This is a genomic window from Amycolatopsis anabasis, from assembly GCF_009765355.1.
GTDB lineage: Bacteria > Actinomycetota > Actinomycetes > Mycobacteriales > Pseudonocardiaceae > Amycolatopsis > Amycolatopsis anabasis.
Genome location: NZ_VTHK01000001.1, coordinates 190,962 through 207,528 on the forward strand (window position 1 = coordinate 190,962; position 16,567 = coordinate 207,528).

A 16,567-nucleotide genomic window follows, 5' to 3' on the forward strand; every position below is an offset into this window, starting at 1 on the left:
CCGCTGCCGGGTCTAGCGGCGGCCGATCTGGCCGACCGTGCCCCAGCGGCCCTTCTTCCACACCGAGACGATCGACGGGCGGGGCTGGGAGGCGCCGCCGTCGGGCCAGTGCGAGGTGGGGTTCGCCGAACTCGGCGCGTCCTCGCCGGGGTGCTGGACCGCGACCAGCACCAGGTGGTCGGTGATCACCGGGCCGCAGGTCTCCGCCCCGACCGGCACCGAGAGGAACTGCTTGACGTGCCCGCGCTCGGGCCCGGTGACCGGCACCGAGAACAGGCCGTCGTTGGCGCCGAGGGCGTTGCCGTCGGTGGAGATCCACAGGTTCCCGTGCCGGTCGAAGGCGACGTTGTCCGGGCAGGAGATCGGGCTCACCTGGTCCTTCGGGAAGCCGCCGAAGTAGGTGTCCGCGGCCTTCGGGTCGCCGCAGACCAGCAGCAGGCGCCAGGAGAACTTCGTCGACGCGGCGTCGCCGTTGGCCTCCTCCCACTCCAGGACGTGGCCGTTCTTGTTGCGGTTGCGCGGGTTCGCCTCGTCCGCACCGGCCTTTCCGGTCGCTCCGCGGTCGGTGTTGTTGGTCAGCGCCGCGTAGATCCGGCCGTTCACCGGGTTCGGCTCGATGTCCTCCGGGCGGTCCATCTTCGTCGCGCCCGCCTTGTCCGCGGCGAGCCGGGTGAAGACGTACACCTCCTCCGCGGTGAAACCGTCCACAAAGGACTGATTGCCGCTGGCCAGCGGGATCCACTCGCCGGTGCCGTCGAACTCGCCGTCGGCCGGGAGCTTGCCGCTGCCGTCGATCTCGGCGGCCGGGCTGTCGCCGGTGAACCTGGCGACGTACAGCGTGCCGTCGTCCAGCAGCGCCGAGTTGTGCCGCCGGGCGTGCGCGCTCTTGCCCTTCTTGTACTTGCCCTTCGAGACGTACTTGTAGATGTAGTCGAAGCGCTCGTCGTCACCGGAGTACACCGCCACCCGGCCGTCGGCGGTGATCTTGATGTTCGCGGCCTCGTGCTTGAACCGGCCGAGGTGGGTGTGCTTGATCGGCGTGGAGTTCGGGTCGTTCGGGTCGATCTCCACCACCCAGCCGAAGCGGTTGGGCTCGTTGGGTTCCTGGGCGATGTCCCAGCGCTTGTCGAAGCGCTCCCACTTGCGGGTGCTCGCCGTGCCCTTGAGCCCGTACCGCGCCTGCCGAGCCTTCGCGACCGGATCGGTGACGCTGTCCGCGTTGGCGAAGTACTGGTTGAAGTTCTCCTCACCGGAGAGCACCGTGCCCCACGGCGTCACGCCGCCGGAGCAGTTGTTCTGGGTGCCGAAGACCTTCTTGCCGGTCGGATCGGCCGAGGTCTTCAGGAACTTCGACCCGGCGGCCGGCCCGCGCACCTCGAACGGGGTGTTCAGCGTGATGCGGCGGTTGTACGGGCTGGGCACGGCGCGCAGCGCGCCGCCCACCGGGTCGCGGAAGGTCTGCACCACCGACAGCCCGTGCGCGGCCCAGGCGATCCTGGCCTGCTCCTCGGTCGGGTTGTCGGGGTCGTACTGGTCGGCCGGGAACATGTGCACCTCGGTGGTGTACTCGTGGTTGACCACGAGCAGGTTCCGGATGCCCAGCGGGTCCTGCGGGATCAGGCCGGTGAAGTCGTTGTTGTAGCCGAACTGCTTCTCCTGCGCGGCCGCGGTCTGCTTGGTGAAGTCGAACTTCGGCGCGCCGGGCACCACCGGGTCGCCCCAGCGGATCACCACGCTCTGCGCGTACCCGTCCGGGATGGTCACCGCGTCGGCCGTGTTGGGCGGCACCGGGTCGAAGTCGGTGCCCGGCACACTCCGCCCCGCACCACCCGCGACACCGGGCGCGGCGGGGGTCGCGGGCTCGGCGGCCGCGCTGCCGGACAGGGCGGCGAACCCGCCGGCGGCCGCGGCCATCACCGCACCGGCCTTGAGCGCGCCGCGGCGGGAGACCACGTCCTTGACCACGTCGCCGAAGTATGCGTTGCCGGACTCGTTCGGGGCTTCATGCGCGCACGCGTTGCCGCAGCGGTACTCGCACGTGATGGGCGAACGGCCACCGGGGTGGTGGGCGAACAAGGGCAGCAGCCGCCCAGGCTCGACTGACACAAGGCCTCCAGGTCACTCAGTCGGGGAACGGCCCGACGCTAAGCAACCAAAACAAGGCGACTAGGACATTCAGGTGAACAACGCGCGAACGCGAATATCCGTTCGATCACTCTCCGAAGTCGCCGAGTTCGACACCCGCACCGGACCTCCGACACCAGTTCGGAGCTCCGACGCTAAGGCAACGGGCCGGCGATCGGTACTACCGTTCGTTGGCCCGTTGTTCACCCGGAGCTTCAGAACTCCTCACCGACGAGCGCGGCTTCCGCGGGCACGTCGTGCGGGTCGCGTGCGCGCTGCCGCACGGCAAGCAGGCCCCCGGCGAGCAGGCACAGCACGGCGGCCACCACGAACGGGGCCTGCGGCGAACCGAACCACTCCGCGACATGACCGACCAGGGTCGCGGCCGCGGCGCCGCCGAGCCAGCGGCAGAAGTTGTAACCCGCGCTGGCCACCGGCCGGGGCGCGTCGCTGATCGACATCGCGGTACCGGTGAACAGCGTGTTCAGCAGCCCGGAGACCAGACCGGAGGCGATGATCGCGACGACCAGCAGCGGTTTGCTCGGAACCGCCATCACCAGCATGAGCAGCGCGTAGCCGAGAACGGCGACCACGGTCGCGTGCCGCTCACCGAGCTTGCCCGCCAGCTTCGGCGCGAGCAGCACGCCCGCGACGGCGACGCACACGCCCCAGCCGCAGAACACCAGGCCGACGGCGATCGCGTTCCACTTCAGCACGAACGGCGACCAGGCCAGCACCGCGAAGAAGGCCGCGGTGTAGAGCGCCGAGCCGATCGACGTGCGCAGCAGGCCCGCGTGCCCGAGCGCGCGCAGCGGGTCGAGCAGGCGGATCCGCGCCCGTTTCTCGTGGGCGTCCCCGGCCAGGTACACCGCGCAGAGCACCAGCGCACCGGCCATCAGCACCGCCGTGCCGAGGAACGGCCCGCGCCAGGAGATGCTGCCGAGCAGGGCGCCCAGCAGCGGGCCCACCGCCAGGCCGACGCCGAGCGCCGCCTCGTAGAGCAGGATCGCCCCGGCCTGCCCGCCGGTGGCCGCGCCGACGATCACCGACAGCGCGGTCGCGATGAAGAACGCGTTGCCCAGCCCCCACACCGCGCGCAACCCGACCAGCTGCTCGATCGACCCGGCGGCGGCGCACAGCGCGGTCGCGGCGACGATCAGGGTCAGCCCGGCGAGCACGGTGCGCTTGGCGCCGAACCGCGCGCTCGCCGCGCCGGTGATCAGCATCGCGAGCACCTGGACGCCCAGGTACGAGGAGAAGAGCAGGGTCACCTCGGACGGCGTGGCGTGCAGCCCCTCGGCGATGGACAGCAGGATCGGGTCCACCAGGCCGATGCCCATGAACGCGATGACCGCGGCGCCCGCGGTGATCCACACCTGCTTGGGCTGTCCCTTGACCGCGTCCAGCAGGCTCGAATGACGCTCACTCACCGGGGATCAGTTCCTCCTTCTTCTCGTTCGCGGGTTCGAGCAGCCGGCGCAGCGCGGGCAGCGCCGCGTCGATCGCCACGCGCTCACCGGGATCCAGCGCGGCCAGCCGCTCGCGCAGGAACTCCTCCCGGGCGACCACGATTTCGTCGTAGTACCGCTCGCCTTCGGCGGTGACCCGCACCAGCACCGCGCGACCGTCCTCGGGATCCCGGGCGCGGCTGACCAGGCCGAGACGCTCCAGGCGACCGACCACGTCGGTCATCGACGGCAGCCGCACCCCCTCGAGCTCGGCCAGCGCGGTCATCCGGCGCGGGCCGCGCGCGATGAGTTCGGAAAGGACCGAGCCCTGGGTGAGGGTGAGCTGGTGCTGCGGGGTCTGCCGCCGCACGACGTAGTAGAGCCGGAATACCAGCGGGCGCAGTTCGTGGGCCAGTTCGGCTACTCCGGAAGTCACTTAGCCAGGCTAACTAATATTGCTTAGGGTGTCGAAGTAATTTCAGGCACAGGTACCGTCGCGGCATGGACGCGGTGGTTTTCGATCTCGACGGCGTGCTGGTCGACTCCGAGCAGACCTGGGACGAGGTGCGGCGCTCGGTGGTCGCCGAGCACGGCGGCGCCTGGACCGCCGAGGCGACCCGGGCGCAGCAGGGCATGAGCACCCCCGAGTGGGCGCGGTACCTGGTCGAGGAGCTGGGCGCGCGGCTGACTCCGGAACGGATCGCCGAGGTGGTGGTCGAGCGGATGGTCCAGGCCTACGCGGACGGCCCGCCGGTGCTGCCGGGCGCCACCGAGACCGTGCGCGCGGTCGGCGCGCGCTACCCGGTGGCGATCGCCAGCTCCTCGCCGCCGGTGCTGATCAAGGCTTTCCTCGACGCCACCGGACTCGGCGAGCTGGTGCGGGTCGCGGTCTCCAGCGAACAGGTGGCCGCGGGCAAACCGGCGCCGGACGTCTACCTGGAAGCCGCTCGTCAACTGGGCGTGGTCGCGAGAGAGTGCGCGGCCGTCGAAGACACCACGAACGGGCTGCGCGCGGCGATGAACGCGGGCATGACCGTGTACGCGGCGCCCAACCCGCATTTCCCGCCGGATCCGGAAGTCCTGGCGAAGGCGACCGCGGTGCTCGACGGGATCGGCGACCTCCCCGCCGCCCTCGGCCTGCCCTCAGGGCTCCAGTAGCTCGGCGGGGTCGAAGTCCAGCTTGATCGGTTCATCGATCGCGAACCGCTGACCGCCGCGCGCGGTCGCGTGATCCACGTAGTGGTCGCCGTCGAGGCGGCCGAGGCGAAGCGCGACATACCGGGCTGCGTAGTTGATCTCAACCCGGAGGTACCACGGGACTCCGGCCGCGGCGCACAAGTGCGGCTTGTCGATGCGATCTCGCCTGCGGCTGGACGGGGACACGAACTCGATCGGCATCAGCACCCGATCGGCGGGCACCCAGGTGGCACCCCGCGCGGATTCTTTCAAGATCGTCAGATCGGGCTGGGTCCAGGTGTCCGACGAGAACCGCACGTTGACCGTGCCGTAGGGCAGTAGCCCCGCGCTTCGAACAGAACCATCGAGGATGACTCCGAGTCTTATCTCGCCATAGGAATTCGCCGCACCTTCGTACGGGCTCATGATGAGGTAGCCCCCCAGGCACTCGTATTTGTGCGCGTGCACCCGGGGGATCGGCAGGTAGTGCTCGGCCAGCTCGGTGTTCCACATCCCGTAGAACTCCACCAGCGGATCGAACTCCGAGGGGACAGTCAGCGGCTCGGCCATGGCACTCCTCCTTTCCTTCGCGGGTCGCTGAGTCCTGGGGAGGACGAGTTCCAGTGTGCCCGAGCGGGGCTCAAAGGCAAGCCCTGACCTGCACGAACGGCCCGTTCACCGCGAATTCTGCGATGAACGGGCCGTTCGTGCGGACCAGCGGCAGGACTACCGGTCGACTTCGCCGCGGATGAACTTCTCCACCGCGTCGCGTGCCTCGGAGTCGTTGTACTGCACCGGCGGCGACTTCATGAAGTAGGAGGAGGCGGACAGGATCGGGCCGCCGATGCCGCGGTCGGCCGCGATCTTCGCGGCGCGCACGGCGTCGATGATGATGCCCGCCGAGTTCGGCGAGTCCCACACCTCGAGCTTGTACTCCAGGTTCAGCGGCACGTCACCGAAGGCGCGGCCCTCCAGCCGCACATAGGCCCACTTGCGGTCATCCAGCCACTGCACGTAGTCCGACGGTCCGATGTGGACATTGCCCTTGCCGAGCTCCCGGTCGACCTGCGAGGTGACCGCCTGGGTCTTGGAGATCTTCTTGGACTCCAGGCGCTCGAGCTCCTTCATGTTCAGGAAGTCCATGTTGCCGCCCACGTTGAGCTGCATGGTGCGGTCGAGCTGGACGCCGCGGTCCTCGAACAGCTTGGCCAGCACGCGGTGCGTGATGGTCGCGCCGACCTGGGACTTGATGTCGTCGCCGACGATCGGCACCCCGGCCTGGGTGAACTTCTCCGCCCACTCCGGGTCCGACGCGATGAACACCGGCAGCGCGTTCACGAACGCCACCCGGGCGTCGATCGCGGCCTGCGCGTAGAACTTGTCGGCTTCGTCCGAGCCCACCGGCAGGTAGGAGACCAGCACGTCCACCTTGGCGTCGCGCAACGCGGCCACCATGTCGACCGGCGCCTCGTCGGACTCCTCGATGGTCTCCCGGTAGAACCGGCCGAGCCCGTCCAGGGTGTGCCCGCGCTGCACGGTGACGCCGAGCGGCGGCACCTCGGCGAACTTGATGGTGTTGTTCTCGCTGGCCACGATGGCTTCCGAAAGATCGCGGCCGACCTTCTTCGCGTCCACGTCGAACGCGGCGACGAACTCCACGTCACCCACGTGGTAGTCGCCGAACTGCACGTGCATCAAGCCGGGCACACGCGAGTCGGGGTCGGCGTCGCGGTAGTACTGGACGCCCTGCACCAGCGATGCCGCGCAGTTGCCGACGCCAACGATGGCCACCCGAACTTTCCGGCGGTTCTCGCCCATGCCGGTTTCTCCTTAGCTCGTTATCTGTGTAGTAGGTGCTCGCCGAACCCGCGTCCCGCGGCTCAGGCCTGCTGGCCGCGCTGCTCGGCTTGTTCGTGCGCGATCAGCTCGTTGAGCCAACGCACCTCCCGCTCGCTGCTCTCCAGACCCAGCCGGTGCAGTTCGCGGGTGTAGCGGTCGATCTTTTCCTCGGCCCTGGCCAGGGCGGCGCGAAGCCCTTCACGGCGTTCCTCGACGCGACGGCGGCGGCCTTCCAATATGCGCATCCTGACGTCGGCCGGTGTCCGGGAAAAGAACGCCAGGTGGACGCCGAAACCTTCGTCGTCCCAGGTCTGCGGGCCCGCGTCACCGAGGAGTTCGGCGAAGTGTTCCTTGCCCTCCGCGGTGAGCTTGTAGACCCGGCGGGCGCGCTTGCCCCACGTTCTGGTCTGGGATCGGCCGGCCTCCCGGGCGACCTCGTCCAGTTCTTCCACGATGAAGCCGGCCCGCTGCAACCGCCTCAGGGTCGGGTACAGCGAGCCGTACGAGAACGTGCGGAACATGCCGAGGGTGTCGTGGAGCCGTTTGCGCAGCACGTAGCCGTGCATGGGCGCTTCGTGCAGCAGTCCGAGGATCGCGAACTCCAGCACAGTGCACCCCCTTCCGGGAACAAACGGCCAAGCGGTGCGTTGCCCTGGATACCGCTTGGTGACTAGCGCAACCTACCCGGCCATTATATCGCGCCGATACATCGAAGTGGTGTACCTAACCTTTCGGGAAGCACTACCTCGGCCGAATTACGGTGATGAAATTCACCAGAGAGTTACCAAATCGTCGGCGTGTCCCGCGCGTCCTGACGATCACTAGGCAGAACGGCTCATGTCGCCCCCTTGCCGGACACGTACTCTGTCAGCGTGCGAAACCAGCGGCAGGTCGTGGACTACGCGTTGCAGCGCCGTGCGCTGCTCGCCGGCGTCTACTCCGGTCGCGTCGGCACCATGGACGTCTGCGACGCCACTCCGTACCTGCTCAGAGCGGCGAAGTTCCACGGTGAACCGAGCGACGTCAGCTGTCCGGTGTGCCGGAAGGAAGCCCTGACACTGGTCTCCTGGGTGTACGGCGACGAGCTCAAGCACGTCGCCGGCTCGGCGCGCACGACGGCGGAACTCCAGCGGATGGCCGCGCTGTTCGAGGAGTTCACCGTCTACGTGGTGGAGGTCTGCCGGTCGTGCGGCTGGAACCACCTGGTGCAGTCATACGTCCTGGGCACAGGGACCCCGCAACGTCCGTCGCGAAGGACAGCGGGACAGTGACGGCAGCGAGAGGCGCAGTTGTTGACCGCAGAACGGCGAACCCCGACTCGCCGGTCTGGGAGGCTCATTCGTGAACGACCATCGCAACCGCTCCTGGCCTGGTCAGGAGCCTGATGCATACCGCCATGCCCAGTGGCCGACCGGCGACGAGCAGGCACCCCAGTGGCCGACCGGGGACGAACCGCCCCGGCGCGTGCGGCAGGCGGCCCCGCAGCCTCCGCAGTGGCCGACCGGGGACGAACAGGCTCCGCGGTGGCCCGGTGGCGGCGACCCCGACGCCCCTCGTGGCACACGTCACGTCCGCCAGGTCCCGCCGCCACCCCCGCCACCGGGCCGGCGGCCGCAGGGTCCGCCACCGGGCGGCCCGCCGCGCGGCGGGCGGCCCCCGCAGAACGGCGGCTACCGGCCGCCGCCTCCGCCGCCGCCCCCGCGGCGTCCCCAGGTCGAGCAGCCGACCGGGATGATCGGTGAACGGATCGGCCCGAACGACCGGGAACCGGAGCTGCTCACCCACGAGCACAACGGCGCCGGGCTGTCCGGATACGACGACGGTTACGACGATGGACACGACGACTGGCACTCCGGTGAGCAGGCGCGGTTCAACGAGTTCGGCCCGGACGACGAACCGGGCGACGAGGAACCGGACGGCAAGAAGAAAAAGCCGGTGCTGACCGCGAAACAGCGCAAGAAGCGGCGTTGGAAGATCGTCCGCCGGACCCTCTACGTGCTGTTCGGCCTGTTCGTGGTGCTGCCCGCAGTGGCGTTCACCGTCGCCTACTTCGTCGTCGACGTGCCCACCCCGGAAGAGGTGGCCGCGCGGCAGAACCAGGTCGTCACCTACTTCTACGCGAACAACACCGAGATGGGTAAGGAGGTCCCGGCGGGCGGCAACCGGCAGCTGCTCAAGCCCGAGGAGATCCCGGACGTGGTCAAGCACGCCGTGTACGCGGCGGAGGACTCCTCGTTCGAGACCAACAACGGTTTCGACCTCAAGGGCATCCTGGGCGCGGTCTGGAACAACGTCACCGGCGGCACCGGCGGCGGGTCCACCATCTCGCAGCAGTACATCAAGAAGGCCACCGAGAACGAGGACCCCACGCTCACCCGTAAGGCGCTCGAGCTGGTGAAGTCGTTCAAGATGAACCAGACCCAGGACAAGCGGGACATCATCACCGCGTACCTGAACACGATCTTCTTCGGGCGCAGCGCCTGGGGCATCCAGACCGCGGCGAAGGGCTACTTCGGCAAGGACGTCAAGGACCTCAACGCGTCCGAGGCCGCGCTGCTGGCCGGGATGATCCAGGGACCGGGCAAGGACAAGAACGTCGAGTACATGCACCGCCGCTGGAACTACGTGCTGGACCAGATGGTGGCCAACAACTGGCTGTCCAAGACCGACCGCGCGGCGGCCCAGTTCCCCAACCTGATCCCGCCGGAGGACAGCAAGCCGCAGCTGATCAAGGGCCCGAACGCGCTCATCCAGGCCAGGGTGAAGGCCGAGATGCTGGCCCGGGGCTACCCGGAGGAGAAGATCCAGGCGGGCGGCTACAAGATCTACACCACGATCGACCCGAACGCGCAGAAGCTCGCGGAGAACGCGGTCAACGAGGTGATGAAGGACCAGCACTTCAAGCCCGAGGACCAGATCGGGAAGGCGCTGGTCGCGGTGGACCCGAAGACCGGCGGGGTGATCGCCTACTACGGCGGCCCGAACACCAAAGAGGACGCGCGCGACGGCGCCGCCACCCCGCGCAACCCGGGGTCGTCGTTCAAGCCGTTCGACCTGGTCGCGTTGCTGCAGAAGGGCAAGGGACTCGGCGAGACGTACGAGGGCAAGTCCGGGCAGAAGTTCCCCGGCTTCCCCAAGGGCGTCAACAACGTGACCGACTGCGACAGCTCGCAGTGCACGGTGGCCGAGGGCATGGAGAAGTCGGTCAACTCGGTCTTCACCGACATGGTCAGCAACTACCTCAGCGTGCCGCCGGTGATCGAGGCCGCGAAGCAGGCGGGCATCCCGGAGAAGAACGGCAACGGCGCGGAGACCATGGCCAACGGCGACTTCAACATCGCCATCGGCGGTGGCAAGACGCAGGTCACCGTGGAGGACATGGCGGCCGCGTACGCCACCTTCGCGAACCAGGGCATGCGCAACGAGCAGCACTTCGTCTCGAAGGTCACCACGCCCAGCGACGAAACGGTCCTCGAGGTCACGCCGAGTGCCCAGCCCGCGTTCGACCCCAACTCCGAGAAGAGCAAGCAGATCGCGGGCAACGTCACCGAATCACTGATCCCGGTGGTCCCGCGTTCGAAGCTGAACTGCCCGAACGGGCACGAATGCGCGGGGAAGACCGGTACGCACCAGGCGGTCGGCGGCACCACCAAGGACAACAACCAGGCCTGGATGGTCGGCTACTCGCCGTCCATCTCGGTGGCCACCTGGGTGGGCACGTTCGCCAACCCGTCGATCGCGCTCATCGACTCGACGACCCACAAGCCGATCTACGGCAGCGGCCTGCCCGGCAAGATGTGGGAGAAGTTCATGGAGGACTTCCTCAAGGGCAAGCCGAACGAGAAGTTCGAGAGCGTCAAGCCGATCGGCAAGCAGGCGGTCTCCGCGCCGCCGTCGAGCCCGAAACCGCCGCCCAGCACGTCCACGCCGCCGAGCACGAGCACGCCGCCGCCGGACACCTCGACCCCGACCGAACCGCCGGACACCGACACCTCGACGCCGTCGCGGCCTACCGGGCGGCCGACCGGCTTCCCGGATCCCGGGCTCGGCGGGCCGGGCAACAACAACGGCGGCCTGATCCCGGGCACGCGGGAATCGGGTTAGCCGAGCCCGGCTCCCGGGAGCTAGGCGCGGAGTGAAACCACTCGGCGCTCGGCGGCGGCGAGGCGGGCGGCTTCGATCACGCGGAGGGCGGCGAGCGAACTCGCCGGATCGACCGGGAAGGCGCCCGCGCCGAGCACGGCGTCGCGGACCTCGGCGTAGAAGCGTTCGTAGCGCCCGGTTTCGGTGGGCACGCGTTCGGTGTCCTCGCCGACGCCGAGCACTCCGGCGTCGGATTCGGGTTCCACGCCCCAGCCGGGATCGCCGGGCCGCAAGCCCGCGAGCACCTGCGGCTCCTGCACGTCGAGCCCGTACTTGGTGAACGTGGCGCGCTCGCCGAGCACCCGGAACCGCGGGTTGCGGGTCGCGGCCAGCGCGGAAGCCCACAGGTGCGAGCGCACGCCGTTTTCGTGGTGCAGCGCGACGAACGTGTCGTCGTCCACGGCGACCCCGGGCCGTCGCCGGTCGAGTTCGGCGTACACCTCGGCCGCCGGGCCGAACAGCTGCAGCGCCTGGTCGACGATGTGCGCGCCGAGGTCGTAGAGCAGCCCGCCCGCCTCGGCCGGATCGCCGAACTCGCGCCAGTTGTCCTTCGGCTTCGGCACCCAGCGGTCGTAGCGGGATTCGAACCGGAACACCTCGCCGAGGCGGCCCGAGTCCAGGATCTTGCGCACGGTCAGGAAGTCCGAGTCGTAGCGGCGGTTCTGGAACACGGTCAGCCCCACGCCCGCGTCGGCGGCGCGGACGACCCGCTCGGCCTCGGCGGCGGTCGGCGCGAACGGCTTGTCCACCACCACCGGTTTGCCCGCCTCGATCGCGCGGAGCGCGAGCGGCACGTGGGTCCGGTTCGGCGTGCTCACCACGACCAGATCCAGGTCCGCGGCGCGGGCGAAGAGCGCGTCGGCGTCCGGCAGCACGGCGGCCTCCGGGTACGCCGCGCGGGCCCGGTCGGCGCGTTCGGGATTGCCGGTGACGATCGCGGACACCGCGAGGCCCGGGGTCGCGGCCACCAGCGGGGCGTGGAACCGCTGCCCGCCGACGCCGTAGCCGAGGATGCCGACGCGCAACTCAGGAGAAGCCATGCGGCCAATTAGACAACAGCGAGGATTTCCCCTGCCCAGCCGCCGGAACCGCCCGACCTTTCCCCACCAACCGCGCGCCCCATACCTAAGGCACCCCCCACCCGTCCCGGGGGCCGAGCCCTGCACCAGTCTACCGGGGCCGGGGGCTGGCGCCTCGGAAAAAGCGGGGTTGTCCACAGGATGAGGCCGATGTGGACAAACCTGTTTTCGGGCGGGGCAAGAGTCTTTCGGTAAACCCCGCACCCTGGTGGAGATCGGCGAACGGGCCGCGCGCCTGCTCGGGATCGGGCTGGCCGATCTCGTGCGGTTGCTCGATCTGGCCGGGCGCGCGGAAGCGCGGCTGAGCGCCTGCTCCCGCTGCCGCCGAGCCGAATTGACGGGCGGTTCACCTGGGGGCGACCCCGGTGGAACTAACATCCCGCGAGTGCCCAGGCCGACCGAGCAGAACGCCACATCCGCGCCCGAGTCCCTCGACGCGCGGCAGAGAGTGGCGCCGAGCCGGACCGAGCCGCTGGTCGCCGCGGCCACCCGGCCGATCGGCGGACCGCTGGGCGACCACGCCGCGGTGGGCCGCCACTGGTTCTGGTCACCGCTGCGCGTGGTGCTGCTGCTCGCGATGCTCACCCTGGTGTTCGGCTGGTTCGGCAAGGCGGGCTGCATCCAGCAGTTCACCAACGACCAGGGCCAGGCCGAACTGGACTGGCGATCCGGCCGGCCGTACGTGGCGATGTGCTACTCCGACATCGTCCCGCTCTACGGCGCGGAACGGCTGAACAACCCGGACACGTTCCCGTACGCCACCAAATGGGTCGACGACGAGGGCACCCCGAACGCGCACGACCGGTACATGGAGTACCCGGTGCTGACCGGGCTCTTCCAGTGGGTCAACGCGAAGCTCACGCACGGCTGGCTCGCGATCGCCGGCTCCGGCTGGTTGCCGAGCGCGATCCCGGTCGCGGTCTACTTCAACATCACCGCGTTCTTCCTGGCCGTGGCGTGGCTGGCGACCGTGTGGGCGGTGAACCGGATCGCGGGACGCAGACCGTGGGACGCCGCGCTGGTCGCGCTCTCCCCGCTGGTCATCGTGCACGCGTTCACCAACTTCGACGCGATGTCCGCGGCGTTCGCGGCGACCGGCATGCTCGCCTGGGCGCGGCGCAGACCGTGGCTCGCCGGAATCCTGCTCGGGCTGGGCGCGGCGGCCAAGCTCTACCCGTTGTTCCTGCTCGGCCCGCTGCTCGTGCTGTGCCTGCGCGCCGGGAAACTGCGCGAGTTCGGCAAGACCGCGGGCGCGACCGTGGGCACCTGGCTCGTGGTGAATGTCCCGTTCGCGCTGACCCTGCCGACCGGGTGGCGCGAGTTCTTCCGCCTCAACACCGAGCGCGGGATGGACCCCGACTCGCTGTACAACGTCATCTCCTACTTCACCGGCTGGACCGGGTTCGACGGGCCGCTGGCCCGGGGCGAGACGCCGATCTGGCTGAACATCGTGAGCGGCGGGCTGTTCCTGATCTGCTGCGCGGGCGTGGCCTACCTCGCGCTGACCGCGCCGACCCGGCCCCGGGTGGCGCAGCTGGGTTTCCTGGTGGTCGCCGCGTTCCTGCTCACCAACAAGGTGTGGAGCCCGCAGTATTCGCTGTGGCTGGTGCCGCTGGCCGTGCTGGCGATCCCGCGCTGGAAACCGATCCTCGGCTGGATGCTGATCGACGCGCTGGTCTGGGCGCCGCGGATGTTCTACTACCTCGGCGAGGACAAGAAGGGCCTGCCCGAGGGCTGGTTCCTGGGCACCGTGGTGATCCGGGACCTCGCGGTGCTCGCGCTGTGCGTGCTGGTGATCCGCGAGATCTACCGCCCGGCCACCGATCTGGTCCGGCTGAACGGGGACGACGACCCCGCGGGCGGGGTGCTCGACCGCGCCCGCGACGTCGTCACCTTCCCCCCGATCCGGTGGCCTCAGCGCACCAGCAGCCCGCCCGAGCTCAGCGGGTAGAACGGGACGGTCCCGCTGCACGGCAGCGCGTCGTGCTCGAATCCGGCGAACGCCCAGCTCCAGCCGATCCGGTCCCCGCGCGGCCCGTTGTCCTGCACGGTCAGGCCGACCCGCTTGCCGACCACGTTCACCCCAGGCAGGCCCGGCAGCTCGGCCGTTTCGACGATCCCGGTCACCACGGACACGTTCCCCTGCGTGGCCACGCAGTCGACCCGGCCGCCGAACTCGCCGAACGGCGCCCCGTCCGCCCGCCGATGATTCACGTGGAACCGGCCCTTGGCCTGGGTGAGCTGCCCGTGCGCGGCGATCGAGAACCGCACCGGGTCGCCCTGGAAGCCGGGGAAGTCGAGCACGAGCCCGCCGGACCCGGCGACGGTCGACGCGGGCGGGATCGTGGGTCCCGCCGGGGCGTCCGCGTGCGCCGGGGTGGCCGCCACGAGCGCGGTGCCGACCCCGGCCAGCACGGCGAACATGATCCTGGTCGCACGAGATCCCTTGATGCGCATGGAGTTCCTCCCTCTCACCGGACCTGGGTGCGGTCCGTGACTACGGGATCGACTCTCGCGCGGAACCGGCCGCGAACCCTCCCGCCGCGGGGCGAACCGGCCCCCTCCCGCGGGGGAGACGCGGTTCCCGCGGTCGCACCGGCTCGGCGGCGAGGAAGGCGAAGAACAGCCCGGCCAGCAGCGCGGCCCGGCCCCAGACGCCGATCATCACCGCCTGCGCGGCGAACCCGTCGTAAATGCCCGAGCCGTGGCCGGTCTGCAACGCGCCGAACCAGCGGAAGAGCCCGATGCCCAGCGCCAGATCGGCGGCGAAGTAGGCGAACACCCACGGCAGCCGGACCCGCACCAGCACGAACATCGGCAGCAGCCACAACGTGTACTGCGGCGAGTGCACCTTGTGCAGCAACAGGAATCCGCACAGCATGGCCGCGCACACCGGCAGGAACGGGAACTCGCCCTCGCGCCGGTAGCGGCGCCAGCCGAGCACGCAGGCCAGCGCGAACGAGGCGAGCACCAGCACCGGGGACAGCACGCCGACCAAGGACTGGAAACCCGCCTTGTCCGGATCCGACTCCGGCCGGAACGCCCAGTACCACAGCGAGTTCGTGGTGACGTCGATCTTCCGGTCCGCCTGGAACTCGAACGACGCCCACCAGCCCCGGAACCCGGCGAGCGCGAACGGCAGGTTCACCGCGACCGCGGTGCCGAGCGCGACCGCGACCACCCGCAGCGCGCCCCGCACATCCAGCCACGGGCTCGCCGGATCGCCTTCCTTCCCGGCCCGCCCGCCGGTGAGCACGTACAACGCGAGCGGCGCCACGAACAGCGCCGGGTACAGCTTCAGCGCGAACCCGAGGCCGAGCAGCACGGCGGCCGCGGTCGCCCGCCGCCGCAACGACCAGTCGTCCTTCAGCAGCAGGACCGCGAAGGCCGCCACCGAGGCGGCCACCGCGGCCAGGTCCCAGTTGTGGAAGGCGTACAGCACCAGCGGCGGCCCGATCGCCCACAGCAGCGCGCGCCAGCCCGCGAGCCGTCCCAGCAGCCACCCGGTGAGCAGGCCGAAGGGGGCGAGCAGCAGTGCCGAGAGCGCGAGGAAACCGGCGTCGGTGTTGGCGAACGCGGCCCCGGCCCAGATCAGCATCCCGGTGAGGACCGGGTACTCGACGGTGCCGCCGACCGGATCGCCGCGTTCGTTGAGCCCGCCGCCGACATAGGGGAAGACGTGCTTGTCGACATCCCGGCCCTGCCACAGGAACTGGATGTCGGAGTAGCAGAAATCGGCGAAGTTGCGCTGCCCGTAGTCCGGCTCGCTGCGCCCCGATTCGCTGAAGAACGGTCCGGTGCAACGGTCCTTGTTGGCGAAGCCGAGCGCGAGGGTGACCCCGCACAGCAGCACCAGCACCGCGGCGATTCGCCTCGCGGTCACTTCCGCACTGCCTCCCGCACGTACGCGATGTCCGCGGCCTGGCCTTCGTCCGGCGTCTCCACGATCACCGGCGCTCCCGCCTCGGCCGCGACCTGAACCAGCACCTCCGGGTCGATCGTGCCGTCCCCGCCGACGACGTTCGCGTGCCGGTCCCGGGTGGAACCGAACTCGTCGCGGGAGTTGTTCAGGTGCACCAGGTCGATCCGTCCGGTGATGGCCTTGACCCGGTCCACCACGCCGTCCAGCTCCCAGCCCGCCGCGAAGGCGTGGCAGGTGTCCAGGCAGAACCCGGGATCGAACTCGCCCACCTCGTCCCACAACCGGGCCAGCGCGTCGAGGTGCCGGGCCATCGCGTTGTCCCCGCCCGCGGTGTTCTCGATCAGGATCGGCACCGGGAACCCGCCGTCCGCGGCCTGGCGTTCGAAGAGCTTGCGCCAGTTGGCGAACCCCTCGGCCGCGTCCTCGCCCTGGCGCACGTGCCCGCCGTGCACGATCAGGCCCTTCGCGCCGATGCCGGCGGCGCCCTTCGCCTGCTGCAGCACGGATTTGCGGGACGGGATGCGGATGCGGTTGTTCAGCGACGCCACGTTCAGCACGTATGGCGAGTGGATGAAGACGTCCACATCGGACGCGATGATGGCGTCCGCGTTCGCGTGCCGGACCGGCGCCTTCCAGCCCTGCGGATCGGAGAGGAAGAACTGCATGACCTCGGCGCCCCGATCGAGCGCGGCGGTGAGCGGATCGTCGTCCCGGACATGAGCACCAATTCGCATGCCGCGACGCTACAGGCGACCCACTGGACGGGAATTTCCCAACTCGAAGGACAGCGGTCACGCAGGTGGAGTACGGTGAGCGCGTTCCGTGAGGCAGCGTCG

14 protein-coding genes are annotated in these 16,567 nt (G+C 69.7%); 4 read left to right on the forward strand and 10 right to left on the reverse strand.

Going from position 1 to position 16,567, the window contains the following annotated elements; genetic code table 11:
- Window positions 1-12 precede the first annotated feature (12 nt).
- The 3 genes from FXO23_RS01010 to FXO23_RS01020 form a co-directional block, all read right to left on the reverse strand.
- The gene (locus tag FXO23_RS01010) at window positions 13-2,106 is read right to left on the reverse strand and encodes a PhoX family protein (protein ID WP_158879562.1); all 2,094 of its coding nucleotides are present in this window, start codon (window positions 2,104-2,106) and stop codon (window positions 13-15) included.
- Window positions 2,107-2,339: 233 nt separating this feature from the next.
- The gene (locus FXO23_RS01015; protein ID WP_158879563.1) at window positions 2,340-3,554 is read right to left on the reverse strand and encodes an MFS transporter; all 1,215 of its coding nucleotides are present in this window, start codon (window positions 3,552-3,554) and stop codon (window positions 2,340-2,342) included.
- Window positions 3,547-4,008 (reverse strand): MarR family winged helix-turn-helix transcriptional regulator, encoded by a 462-nt coding sequence (locus FXO23_RS01020; protein WP_158879564.1) that lies wholly within the window; start codon window positions 4,006-4,008, stop codon window positions 3,547-3,549. Before FXO23_RS01020 ends, FXO23_RS01015 begins: the two co-directional genes overlap by 8 nt.
- Before the next feature lie 65 nt (window positions 4,009-4,073).
- On the opposite strand from FXO23_RS01020, the gene FXO23_RS01025 reads away from it, so the two are divergent.
- The gene (locus FXO23_RS01025; protein ID WP_158879565.1) at window positions 4,074-4,730 is read left to right on the forward strand and encodes an HAD family hydrolase; all 657 of its coding nucleotides are present in this window, start codon (window positions 4,074-4,076) and stop codon (window positions 4,728-4,730) included.
- Here the strand turns inward: FXO23_RS01025 and FXO23_RS01030 are convergent.
- The 3 genes from FXO23_RS01030 to FXO23_RS01040 form a co-directional block, all read right to left on the reverse strand.
- Entirely contained in the window at window positions 4,716-5,318 is a 603-nt protein-coding gene (locus tag FXO23_RS01030) for a Uma2 family endonuclease (protein WP_158879566.1), read from the reverse strand. The genes FXO23_RS01025 and FXO23_RS01030 overlap by 15 nt on opposite strands.
- A gap of 156 nt (window positions 5,319-5,474) precedes the next feature.
- Window positions 5,475-6,566 carry an inositol-3-phosphate synthase gene (locus FXO23_RS01035; RefSeq protein WP_158879567.1) on the reverse strand — a complete coding sequence of 364 codons (1,092 nt, stop codon included), beginning with the start codon at window positions 6,564-6,566 and terminating at the stop codon, window positions 5,475-5,477.
- Between the two features lie 62 nt (window positions 6,567-6,628).
- Window positions 6,629-7,195, reverse strand: coding sequence for a PadR family transcriptional regulator (locus tag FXO23_RS01040; protein ID WP_158879568.1), 567 nt, complete (start codon window positions 7,193-7,195; stop codon window positions 6,629-6,631).
- Between the two features lie 264 nt (window positions 7,196-7,459).
- On the opposite strand from FXO23_RS01040, the gene FXO23_RS01045 reads away from it, so the two are divergent.
- Together FXO23_RS01045 and FXO23_RS01050 are read left to right on the forward strand one after the other, a co-directional pair.
- Entirely contained in the window at window positions 7,460-7,858 is a 399-nt protein-coding gene (locus FXO23_RS01045) for a DUF5318 domain-containing protein (RefSeq protein ID WP_158879569.1), read from the forward strand.
- Between the two features lie 70 nt (window positions 7,859-7,928).
- Window positions 7,929-10,691: a transglycosylase domain-containing protein gene (locus FXO23_RS01050; RefSeq protein WP_246256807.1), complete on the forward strand. Its 2,763-nt coding sequence runs from the start codon at window positions 7,929-7,931 to the stop codon at window positions 10,689-10,691.
- Window positions 10,692-10,711: 20 nt separating this feature from the next.
- Here the strand turns inward: FXO23_RS01050 and FXO23_RS01055 are convergent, their stop codons facing one another.
- The gene (locus FXO23_RS01055) at window positions 10,712-11,770 is read right to left on the reverse strand and encodes a Gfo/Idh/MocA family protein (protein WP_158879570.1); all 1,059 of its coding nucleotides are present in this window, start codon (window positions 11,768-11,770) and stop codon (window positions 10,712-10,714) included.
- Window positions 11,771-12,194: 424 nt separating this feature from the next.
- Between FXO23_RS01055 and FXO23_RS01060 the strand changes: the two genes are divergently transcribed.
- Window positions 12,195-13,760 (forward strand): glycosyltransferase family 87 protein, encoded by a 1,566-nt coding sequence (locus FXO23_RS01060; protein ID WP_158880067.1) that lies wholly within the window; start codon window positions 12,195-12,197, stop codon window positions 13,758-13,760.
- Here the strand turns inward: FXO23_RS01060 and FXO23_RS01065 are convergent.
- From FXO23_RS01065 to FXO23_RS01075, 3 genes are read right to left on the reverse strand one after another with little or no spacing between them, the layout of a single operon-like run.
- Window positions 13,724-14,266, reverse strand: coding sequence for a hypothetical protein (locus tag FXO23_RS01065; RefSeq protein WP_158879571.1), 543 nt, complete (start codon window positions 14,264-14,266; stop codon window positions 13,724-13,726). The genes FXO23_RS01060 and FXO23_RS01065 overlap by 37 nt on opposite strands.
- Window positions 14,267-14,306: 40 nt before the next feature.
- Window positions 14,307-15,692, reverse strand: a complete 1,386-nt coding sequence (locus FXO23_RS01070; RefSeq protein ID WP_246256808.1) for a glycosyltransferase family 87 protein — start codon at window positions 15,690-15,692, stop codon at window positions 14,307-14,309.
- Window positions 15,689-16,465: a deoxyribonuclease IV gene (locus tag FXO23_RS01075; RefSeq protein WP_158879572.1), complete on the reverse strand. Its 777-nt coding sequence runs from the start codon at window positions 16,463-16,465 to the stop codon at window positions 15,689-15,691. Before FXO23_RS01075 ends, FXO23_RS01070 begins: the two co-directional genes overlap by 4 nt.
- Window positions 16,466-16,567: the final 102 nt, after the last annotated feature.

Excerpts from the sequence above, each read along its gene's own strand:
- FXO23_RS01025 (WP_158879565.1), top strand. The coding sequence starts at position 4,074 with ATGGACGCGGTGGTTTTCGATCTCGACGGCGTGCTGGTCGACTCCGAG.
- FXO23_RS01030 (WP_158879566.1), bottom strand. The coding sequence starts at position 5,318 with ATGGCCGAGCCGCTGACTGTCCCCTCGGAGTTCGATCCGCTGGTGGAG.
- FXO23_RS01035 (WP_158879567.1), bottom strand. The coding sequence starts at position 6,566 with ATGGGCGAGAACCGCCGGAAAGTTCGGGTGGCCATCGTTGGCGTCGGC.
- FXO23_RS01055 (WP_158879570.1), bottom strand. The coding sequence starts at position 11,770 with ATGGCTTCTCCTGAGTTGCGCGTCGGCATCCTCGGCTACGGCGTCGGC.
- FXO23_RS01065 (WP_158879571.1), bottom strand. The coding sequence starts at position 14,266 with ATGCGCATCAAGGGATCTCGTGCGACCAGGATCATGTTCGCCGTGCTG.
- FXO23_RS01075 (WP_158879572.1), bottom strand. The coding sequence starts at position 16,465 with ATGCGAATTGGTGCTCATGTCCGGGACGACGATCCGCTCACCGCCGCG.